Origin of the sequence: uncultured Flavobacterium sp. (assembly GCF_937967675.1) — a bacterium.
GTDB lineage: Bacteria > Bacteroidota > Bacteroidia > Flavobacteriales > Flavobacteriaceae > Flavobacterium.
Genome location: NZ_CALBSN010000115.1, coordinates 1 through 2,024 on the forward strand (window position 1 = coordinate 1; position 2,024 = coordinate 2,024).

Below are 2,024 nucleotides of genomic sequence, written 5' to 3' on the forward strand. Positions count from 1 at the left end.
ACCATGTCATTTAATCCATAACATAGTTTTTTAATTCTGTCCGTGATTTTGTCAAACATTACTGGCTCCTTATGGCCATCTCTTTTTACTACATACATAAGCTTTTTAGTTTTTGAAAACAGACAATCCCTTCCCTGCTTTCGGTTAATATTAATGAACTAAAGCGCGAGTCTCCCGACATTTTATAGCGCCCTATATTTTATTTATTTTTAGAAATCAGCGTCGAAGCTAATTTTACTTGATTCTGAATCCGAGTTCATTACACCCGCTTTTTGATATTCCGCAACGCGTTTTTCGAAGAAATTCGTTTTTCCTTGTAACGAAATCATATCCATAAAATCGAATGGATTTGAAGAGTTGTAAACTCTATCACAGCCTAATTCTACCAATAATCTATCGGTTACGAATTCTAAATATTGCGTCATTAAAGTAGCATTCATACCAATTAAACTCACTGGCAATGATTCCGTGATGAATTTTCTTTCTATATTTAATGCATCTACAATAATTTCCGTAATTCTTGCTTTTGGCACTTTGTTTACAATATGATGCGTGTGTAAGTGAACCGCAAAATCACAATGCATTCCTTCGTCACGAGAAATTAATTCGTTTGAAAAGGTTAATCCTGGCATTAATCCACGTTTTTTTAACCAGTAAATCGAACAAAAAGAACCAGAGAAGAAAATTCCTTCCACTGCTGCGAAAGCAATTAATCGTTCTGCAAACGAATCTGATTCAATCCATTTTAAAGCCCATTGTGCTTTTTCTTTGATAGCTGGAAACACTTCAATTGCATGGAATAACTGATTTTTCTCTGCTTCGTCTTTCACATACGTATCAATTAATAATGAATACGTTTCACTGTGAATGTTCTCCATCATAATTTGGAAACCATAGAAGAATTTCGCTTCTGGATATTGCACTTCGTTAACGAAATTTTCCGCTAAATTTTCATTTACAATTCCGTCAGAAGCAGCAAAGAATGCTAAAATATGTTTGATGAAATATTTTTCGTCATCGTTTAATTTATTGTTCCAATCGTTTAAATCTTGATGTAAATCAATTTCTTCTGCTGTCCAAATACACGCTTCTTGTTTTTTGTACCATTCCCAAATATCTTGGTGTTTGATAGGAAAAATTACAAATCGATCTTTGTTTTCTTGCAAAATAGGTTCCACTATAGACATAGCTATTTGATTTTAAAAATGTTAATGATTGGTTAAATTGACTTATTAGGGGATTACAAAGTTTGTCATTTGAAATGAAAAATGAAAGGCAAACTTATTCACAATTGGAGCAAGTTTTTAACAAAGCTGATAATTGTCAGTAAATTAATATAGGTTTTTAATTTACTGAATATCAATAAGTTAAAAACATATAAAACAACTGTTAAAACCTTGTAAGCAACTGAAAAATAAGTAGCTCACGAGTGTTTTTTAAACGATAAAAACGAGATTATTTTTTTAACTCTTTTGCTACTTTGTCTAATTCGTCAAACCATTGTTGTCCGAATTTTCTAACTAGTGCTTCTTTCACAAATTGGTACACCGGAACTCCTAATTCTTCACCTAAAGCACAAGCATCTGAACAAATATGCCATTTGTGGTAATTCACCGCTGCAAAATCTGAATATTCCTTAATTCGGATAGGATATAAATGACAAGAAACTGGTTTTTTCCAATCTACAATTCCTTGATTGTAGGCTTGTTCGATTCCACAAAGTGCCGTTTTTCCGTCAAAAATTACGTAGGCACAGTCTTTTCCATCGATAAGTGGTGTTTCTAATTCACCAAAATCGGAGACTACGTGCGTTCCTTGTGCTTCAATGGCTTTTATTCCTTCAGGACGAAGAAAGGGTTTTACTTTTGGAAAAATTTCAGCTAAAATTTTGGTTTCTTCCTCATCTAAAGGAGCACCCGCATCGCCATCCACACAACAAGCGCCTTGACAAGCTGACAAGTTGCAAACGAATTCTTTTTCTAAGATTTCTTCGGAAACGATGGTTTTATTTAACTGAAACATAT

Annotated in this window: 3 protein-coding genes; all 3 read right to left on the reverse strand. The window is 33.4% G+C overall.

What is annotated here, in order from left to right:
* A partial coding sequence (locus tag Q0075_RS13155; protein ID WP_366798316.1) for an ATP cone domain-containing protein occupies positions 1–98 on the reverse strand: 98 nt, incomplete at its 3' end.
* Positions 99–209: 111 nt separating this feature from the next.
* On the reverse strand, positions 210–1,187 hold the full coding sequence (locus Q0075_RS07755; RefSeq protein WP_297869017.1) for a ribonucleotide-diphosphate reductase subunit beta: 978 nt from the start codon (positions 1,185–1,187) through the stop codon (positions 210–212).
* A 268-nt stretch (positions 1,188–1,455) separates the two neighbouring features.
* Entirely contained in the window at positions 1,456–2,022 is a 567-nt protein-coding gene (locus tag Q0075_RS07760) for a DUF3109 family protein (RefSeq protein ID WP_297869018.1), read from the reverse strand.
* Positions 2,023–2,024 lie beyond the last annotated feature (2 nt).

Excerpts from the sequence above, each read along its gene's own strand:
- Q0075_RS07760 (WP_297869018.1), bottom strand. The coding sequence starts at position 2,022 with ATGTTTCAGTTAAATAAAACCATCGTTTCCGAAGAAATCTTAGAAAAA.
- Q0075_RS07755 (WP_297869017.1), bottom strand. The coding sequence starts at position 1,187 with ATGTCTATAGTGGAACCTATTTTGCAAGAAAACAAAGATCGATTTGTA.